The sequence below is a fragment of the Kribbella sp. NPDC058245 genome (genome assembly GCF_042882005.1).
GTDB lineage: Bacteria > Actinomycetota > Actinomycetes > Propionibacteriales > Kribbellaceae > Kribbella.
The window spans coordinates 65,357-72,238 of sequence record NZ_JBHVWY010000015.1 but is presented as its reverse complement, the minus strand read 5'-3'; the positions used below and the strand labels follow the sequence as shown (position 1 = coordinate 72,238).

The following is a 6,882-nucleotide window of genomic DNA, read 5'->3' as shown; positions in this document are numbered from 1 at the left end:
CGTCCGAAGGGGCGGAGGGCCCGTCTCCGCGTTTTCGGACGTTAGCTCCGCTTCCCGCGTAACGTCCGAAAGACCGGAGGGCCCGTCTCCGGGTTTTCGGACGTTAGGTGGTGGTGTTGGCGGGGTCTTCTAGGTGTTCTAGGGCGGGGGCTTCGGCGGGTGGGGGCTTGCGGTTGGTTAGGCGTTTGGCGATGGGCTCGGTGTAGCGGGCGGCCAGGGGGCCGACGATGACCAGGATGAGCACGTACGCCGTTGCTAGCGGGCCTAGGCGGGGTTCGACGCCGACGGCTAGTCCGGCGATGACGATGGAGAACTCGCCGCGGGCGACGAGGGTGCCACCGGCGCGCCAGCGACCGGCTGACTTCACGCCCGCTCGGCGAGCGGCGTACCAGCCTGTGGCGATCTTGGTGAGGGCGGTGAGGACTGCGAGGCCCAGGGCGATCGCGAAGACTGGTGGGATCGCGGCCGGGTCGGTGCTCAAGCCGAAGAAGACGAAGAACACGGCAGCGAACAGATCGCGGAGTGGGCTGAGCAGGTTGCGCGCGCCGTGTGCGACCTCGCCTGACAGCGCGATGCCGACTAGGAACGCGCCGACCGCCGCCGAGACCTGCAGTTGCGCCGCGATGCCCGCGACCAAGAGCGTCAGGCCGAGTACGACGAGGAGCAGCATCTCGGGGTTGTCCGAGGAGACTGCGCGACTGATCACGCGCCCGTACCGGAGTGCGACGAAGAGCACGATGCTGACCGTGCCCAGCGAGATCAGCAGCGTGATGCTGCCACCGGCCAGCCCGACGCCAGCGAGCAAAGCGGTCAGGATCGGCAGGTAGACCGCCATCGAGAGGTCCTCGAGGACGAGAATCCCCAGCACCACAGGCGTTTCGCGGTTGCCCAGCCGGCCGAGATCGCCGACCACCTTCGCGATCACGCCGGATGACGAGATCCAGGTGACACCACCGAGCGCGACCGCGGCGACCGGGCCCCAGCCCAGCAGCAGCGCAACCGCGGCACCGGGCAGCGCGTTCAGCAGGAAGTCGACGACGCCGGACAGGTACTGCGTCTTGAGGGTGGTGACCAGGTCCGAGGCCGTGTACTCCAGCCCGAGCAAGAGCAGCAGCAGGATGACACCGATCTCGGCGCCGGTGGCAACGAACTCTTCACTGGCTGCCAACGGCAACAATCCGCCGTGCCCAAAGGCCAACCCAGCCAACAGATACAGAGGAATGGGGGAGAATCCGAACCGGCTCGCGATCCGGCCAAGGATGCCCAGGGCAAGAATGACGGCACCGAGCTCGATCAGCAGCATGGTGATGTCTTCGTGCATCTATCTCACCCTCCCGCAATCAAATCGGCCACAGCGTCCACGCCTTCGCGCGTGCCCACGACAACGAGCTTGTCGCCGGTCGCGAACCGGAAGTCCGGCGTCGGCGACGGCGTCGCACCGGTACGGCGGAGGACCGCGACGATCGACGCGCCGGTCCGGCTGCGCGCCTGGGTGTCGCCGAGAGTGCGGCCCGAGTACGGCGACTTGGCCGTGACCGGGATGTGTTCGGTGACCAGGTCGATCTCGATCTCGTTCCGGACCGGGTCGAGCTGGTCGGGGATCAGCAGGTTCGCCAGCGCTATTGCTTCACCGGGATCGAGCGGGACGGTGTTCGTGCAGGCGTCGTCGTCCTCGGGATCGTGGAAACCGAGGAATCGCCGGCCGTCGTTGCGCACCACGATCGACACGTGTTTCCCGCCGGTGGTGACCAGGTCGTACCGGATGCCGATCCCGGGCAACGTCGTCTTGGTCGGGTGGGCCTGCTGGTCCATGGGGATACCCAATCAAATAGATGGCGTCTGCAACTATTATCGCAGGTCCTGACAAGCCTGGGGAGCTCCTGACTGTGACATGTACTGCAACCAGGTGCACTGCACCTCGTTGCATAGGTATGGTCGGTTCATGGCGCTGGAACACGCGATCCTCGTGTCGCTGACCGAGCGGACCGGCTCGGGGTATGAGCTGGCCCGGCGGTTCGACCGGTCCATCGGCTACTTCTGGCCGGCCACCCACCAGCAGATCTACCGGGTACTGCGCCGGATGGACGAGGCCGGCTGGGTCACGCACACCGAGGTCGCCCAGGAAGGCCGCCCGGACAAGAAGGTCTACCGGATCTCCGACGGTGGTCGCGCCGAGCTGAGCCGCTGGATCGCCGAGCCCGGTGACGTCGCGATCCTGCGGGACGCCCTCGGCGTCAAGCTCCGGGCCGCCTCGATCGGCGGGGTCGACGCCGTACTCCGGGAGGTCGCGCGGCACCGGGCCGAGCACGCCACCCGCCTCGAGGTGTATCGAGGGATCGAATCCAAGGACTTTCCCAAGCCGGCCAAGCTGCACGGCCGCGAACTGCACCAGTACCTCGTCCTCCGCGGCGGCATCCGTGCCGAGGAGTCCTTCGTGGCCTGGTGTGACGAAGTCACCGAAGCCCTCCAGGAGGACCGATGAGTACGTCGTACCCGAACTTGCTGGAGCCGCTCGATCTCGGTCATGTGGTGCTGCCGAACCGGGTGATCATGGGCTCGATGCACACCGGCCTCGAGGACCGGTTGAGCGATCTGCCCAAGCTCGCGGCGTACTTCGCCGAGCGGGCGCGCGGCGGCGTCGGCCTGATGGTGACCGGCGGTTACGCGCCGAACCGGGCCGGCTGGCTCACGCCGTTCGGCTCGATCCTCAACTCGCGACGCCAGGCGCGCAAGCATCGCGTGCTCACGGACGCCGTGCACAACGAGGGCGGCAAGATCGCGCTGCAGATTCTGCACGCCGGCCGCTATTCGTACCAGCCGTTCAGCGTCTCCGCCTCCGCGCTCAAGGCGCCGATCAACCCGTTCAAGCCCCGCGCGCTGACCGATCGCGGCATCCGCAAGCAGATCAAGGCGTACGTCGATTGTGCCGCGCTGGCGCAGGAGGCCGGGTACGACGGGGTCGAGATCATGGGCTCGGAGGGGTACTTCATCAACCAGTTCCTCGCCGAGCGCACGAACAGGCGCACCGACCGGTGGGGCGGTAGCCCGGAGAACCGTCGCCGGATCGCGGTCGAGATCGTCCGCCAGACCCGCGAACGGGTCGGGCCGAACTTCATCATCATCTACCGGCTCTCGATGGCCGACCTGGTCGAAGGCGGTCAGACCTGGGACGAGGTCGTTGCTCTCGGCAAGGAGATCGAAGCCGCCGGCGCCTCGATCATCAACACCGGCATCGGCTGGCACGAAGCCCGGGTGCCGACCATCGTCACCTCCGTACCGCGGGCCGCGTTCACCAGCGTGACGGCCGCCTTCAAGCCGCATGTGAACATCCCCGTCGTGACCTCGAACCGGATCAACCTGCCGCAGGTTGCCGAGGAGGTGCTCGCCCGTGGTGACGCCGACCTGATCAGCATGGCTCGGCCGTTCCTGGCCGACCCGGATTGGGTGCGCAAGGCAACGGCCGACCGGGCCGACGAGATCAACGTCTGCATCGCTTGTAATCAAGCCTGTCTGGACCACGTGTTCGCCAAGAAGAAGGCGAGCTGCATGGTCAACCCGTTCGCGGCTCGCGAGACCGAGCTCAAGTTGCTGCCGACCCGTAAGGTCAAGCACCTCGCTGTCGTCGGTGCCGGGCCGGCCGGTCTTGCCGCTGCCGTCACCGCGGCCGAGCGCGGTCACCGCGTCGAGCTGTTCGAGGCGGACCAGGAGCTCGGTGGGCAGTTCGGGATCGCGCGCCGGATTCCAGGCAAGGAAGAGTTCGCCGAGACGATCCGGTACTACACACGACGCCTTGAGGTCACCGGCGTCAAGGTGCACCTCGGTCGCCGCGCGAGCGCCGAGGACCTGGCCGGCTTCGATGAGGTCATCCTCGCGACCGGCGTCGTACCGCGCGTCCCGGCCATCCCCGGCATCGATCACCCCAAGGTCCTCTCGTACGTCGAGGTCGTCCGCGAGGGGAAGCCGGTCGGCGGCTCCGTCGCGGTGATCGGCGCGGGTGGGATCGGGGTGGATGTCAGCGAGTTCCTCACCACCACCGAGTCGCCCACCCTCAACCTCGAAGCCTGGAAGGCCGAGTGGGGTGTCGCCGATCCGACGGTCACGGCCGGAGCGCTCGGCGTACCGCATCCCGAAGCCTCCCCGCGGCAGGTCTACCTCCTACAGCGCAAGCCCGGCCGCATCGGCGCCGGCCTCGGCAAAACCACCGGCTGGGTGCACCGCGCCGCCCTGAAGAACAAGAAGGTCGAGCAGCTCCGCGGCGTCAACTACGAACGCATCGACGACGAAGGCCTCCACCTCACCTTCGGCCCCCAACACGAGAAGCCCCGCGTCCTCGCCGTCGACACCATCGTCATCTGCGCCGGTCAAGAGTCAGTCCGCGACCTGGCCGCCGTACTGGCTGACTCCGGTCGCCCCGTCCACGTCATCGGCGGCGCCGACGTAGCCGCCGAACTCGACGCCAAACGAGCCATCGACCAAGCCACCCGCCTAGCCCTCACTCTCTAGGGCGGACCGCCCCCACTCACCAACCCCCGAAATCGGCGCCGGACGCGGCCACCCTGAGCGTGGAACCCCCCACCTCACCCGACTTACTGAGTGCTGGCGGTCCGCTTCGTGCCCTGGTGTGCCGGCGTGAGGTAGCCGCTCCACCCCACCGACCCCACCGCGACCCGCTGATGGGTTCACCCATCAGGTTGTGGGTTATGCACTCGCATGCGGGTCCAGAACGCCCAACCGCATGGGTTAACCCATCAGATGGCGGGGGAGACGGGGGTGGTGCACCTAGTGCACGTAGTGCGGGCGCGCCGATCCGGCGTCTCCCCATTCGATGGGTGGGCCCACGAGGTTGTGGGTGAGCCCACCGCACGCGGCTGGCCCTCCCACGACCGCGTGGGTCAGCCCACCAAGTGAGGATGGCGAGAGGCTGGGCCTCCCACGACCAGGTGGGTCAGCCCACCAAATGGGGGTCGCGAGGGGGTGGTGCACTTGGGGTGGACGGGGTGGGTGCGCTAGTGCGCGGTGGCGATGGCGCGTTGGGCTAGTGCAGTGTGTACGGCGTACACGCACTAGGCGACGAGGGGTGGTTGTGATGGGTAAGACGGTGTTGATCAGTGGTGGCGGGATTGCCGGGCCGGCGTTGGCCTTCTGGTTGCGGCGGGCCGGGTTTGTGCCGACGGTGGTGGAGGTTGCGGCGGGACCGCGGCCGGGTGGGCAGACGGTGGATCTGCGCGGCGTCTCCAAGACCGTGGCCGAGCGGATGGGGCTGATGCCTGCGGTCAGGGAGCGGCAGCTGCATGAGCGTGGGATGGAGTACGTCCGGGCCGACGGGCGCCGGGTCGCCGCGATGCCGGTGGACTTGCTCGACGGCGCCGGGCCGGTGGCCGAGATCGAGATCCTCCGCGGTGATCTCGCCGGGATCCTCGCCGACGCGACCAGTGAGGTCGAGTACCTGTACGGCGACTCGATCACCCAGCTCGACCAGGACGCGAACGGCGTACACGTCACCTTCGCGAGCGGCACCCGCCGGCGGTTCGACCTCGTCGTCGGAGCGGACGGCGTGCACTCCCGAGTACGGCGGCTCGCGTTCGGACCGCATGATCGTTTCGTGCAGCACCTCGGCGGCTACACGTCGTACTTCACGGTCGAGACGCCCGAGGACCTGAACCACTGGATGAAGACCTACACCGCACCCGGTGGTCGCTGGGTCGCCCTGCGTCCCGATCACGACCCGCGGTTCGCCAAGGCCCTGCTGAGCTTCCGCTCGCCGGTCATCACCTACGACTACCGCGATGTCGAAGCGCAGAAGGCGCTGTTGCTGGAGCGGTTCAGCGGTCTCGGCTGGCACACGCAGCACCTCCTCGCCAGGCTGACCGCCGCGGACGACTTCTACTTCGACAGCATCAGCCGCGTCGCCGTACCGGAGTGGTCGCAGGGACGGGTCGCGTTGGTCGGAGACGCCGGATACTGCGGCTCACCGATGGCCGGCCACGGTACGGCGCTCGCCCTCGTCGGCGCGTATGTCCTGGCTGGTGAACTCGCCGCGGACGGCGACCACGCGCGCGCCTTCTCGTCGTACCAGCGTCGGATGCAGGCGTACGTCGATCAGCGGATGGAGCTGCCGCCCGGTGGGATCAAGATGGCGATGCCGATGACCGCGACGGGCATTCGGTACCGCGACTTGATGACGCGGGTGATTACGTCGAAGCCCTTCGTCGGTCTGTTGAAGGCGAAGCCCGATGTGATGGAGCTGCCCAACTACTCAGCGGACCGACCACTCGGGGTTGCGGCCGAGCAAGCCGAGTAGCTGCTCGAAGTCGGACGCCGTACCGGAGACTTTGAGGCTGCGTTCGAAGGCGGCGCCGGGACCGCGGGCCGACTCGGTGTCGGGGATCCGGCGGGCCAGGTCGAGGGCGGCGTCGACCAGATCGCACGGTGGGGAGTACGGCAGGCCGATGGCGCGGGCCAGGTCCCAGGCGTGCACCACGCAGTCGAGGTGATGGAAGGTCAACGCGATCCGGCGCGGGAACGACCCGTACTCGCGGACTTCCATCAGCCGGTCCAGTGCGCCGCCGTCGGCGAACGCGTCAGCCACGGCAACGTTCGACCGCCGGTACGCGCCGGCGGGGTTGTCGCCGAGGCGGCCTCCGGTCCAGGTCTGCACCGGCGCCGAACCGTTGAGGGCCGCGGCCGCGAAGCCCTCGTTCTCGCTGACGATGTGCCGGAGCAGACCCCGCACCGTCCAATCGGGGCAAGGCGTGGGCAGGCTCAGGTGCTCCGGCCGGACCTGCATGACAACTTCACCCAGTACCGCGCCGGCCCGCCGATCCAGATCCCGGACGTCCATCCGCGTTCCCTCCCTCAGCAGTTGCCTGCCCCTGGCCGAGC

6 protein-coding genes are annotated in these 6,882 nt (G+C 68.2%); 3 read left to right on the top strand and 3 right to left on the bottom strand.

The features are described from left to right. Positions 1-103: 103 nt before the first annotated feature. Together ACFVWG_RS30605 and ACFVWG_RS30600 are read right to left on the bottom strand one after the other, a co-directional pair. Positions 104-1,321 carry a cation:proton antiporter gene (locus ACFVWG_RS30605; RefSeq protein WP_391546909.1) on the bottom strand — a complete coding sequence of 406 codons (1,218 nt, stop codon included), beginning with the start codon at positions 1,319-1,321 and terminating at the stop codon, positions 104-106. 5 nt (positions 1,322-1,326) lie between these two features. Continuing rightward, positions 1,327-1,812: a cation:proton antiporter regulatory subunit gene (locus ACFVWG_RS30600; RefSeq protein ID WP_391546908.1), complete on the bottom strand. Its 486-nt coding sequence runs from the start codon at positions 1,810-1,812 to the stop codon at positions 1,327-1,329. 130 nt (positions 1,813-1,942) lie between these two features. Here ACFVWG_RS30600 and ACFVWG_RS30595 point away from each other — a divergent pair, with 130 nt between their 5' ends. The 3 genes from ACFVWG_RS30595 to ACFVWG_RS30585 all read left to right on the top strand — a co-directional run bounded on the left by ACFVWG_RS30595 (position 1,943) and on the right by ACFVWG_RS30585 (position 6,301). Next, positions 1,943-2,482 (top strand): PadR family transcriptional regulator, encoded by a 540-nt coding sequence (locus tag ACFVWG_RS30595; protein ID WP_391546907.1) that lies wholly within the window; start codon positions 1,943-1,945, stop codon positions 2,480-2,482. Next, a complete protein-coding gene (locus tag ACFVWG_RS30590) occupies positions 2,479-4,503 on the top strand; it encodes an FAD-dependent oxidoreductase (protein WP_391546906.1) in 2,025 nt (674 codons plus the stop codon). Before ACFVWG_RS30595 ends, ACFVWG_RS30590 begins: the two co-directional genes overlap by 4 nt. A 583-nt stretch (positions 4,504-5,086) precedes the next feature. Continuing rightward, entirely contained in the window at positions 5,087-6,301 is a 1,215-nt protein-coding gene (locus tag ACFVWG_RS30585; protein ID WP_391546905.1) for an FAD-dependent monooxygenase, read from the top strand. Here ACFVWG_RS30585 and ACFVWG_RS30580 read toward each other — a convergent pair. Then, positions 6,257-6,841, bottom strand: a complete 585-nt coding sequence (locus tag ACFVWG_RS30580; RefSeq protein WP_391546904.1) for a TIGR03086 family metal-binding protein — start codon at positions 6,839-6,841, stop codon at positions 6,257-6,259. The two genes, ACFVWG_RS30585 and ACFVWG_RS30580, sit on opposite strands and share 45 nt — an antisense overlap. Positions 6,842-6,882: the final 41 nt, after the last annotated feature.

Excerpts from the sequence above, each read along its gene's own strand:
- ACFVWG_RS30605 (WP_391546909.1), bottom strand. The coding sequence starts at position 1,321 with ATGCACGAAGACATCACCATGCTGCTGATCGAGCTCGGTGCCGTCATT.
- ACFVWG_RS30600 (WP_391546908.1), bottom strand. The coding sequence starts at position 1,812 with ATGGACCAGCAGGCCCACCCGACCAAGACGACGTTGCCCGGGATCGGC.
- ACFVWG_RS30595 (WP_391546907.1), top strand. The coding sequence starts at position 1,943 with ATGGCGCTGGAACACGCGATCCTCGTGTCGCTGACCGAGCGGACCGGC.
- ACFVWG_RS30590 (WP_391546906.1), top strand. The coding sequence starts at position 2,479 with ATGAGTACGTCGTACCCGAACTTGCTGGAGCCGCTCGATCTCGGTCAT.
- ACFVWG_RS30585 (WP_391546905.1), top strand. The coding sequence starts at position 5,087 with ATGGGTAAGACGGTGTTGATCAGTGGTGGCGGGATTGCCGGGCCGGCG.
- ACFVWG_RS30580 (WP_391546904.1), bottom strand. The coding sequence starts at position 6,841 with ATGGACGTCCGGGATCTGGATCGGCGGGCCGGCGCGGTACTGGGTGAA.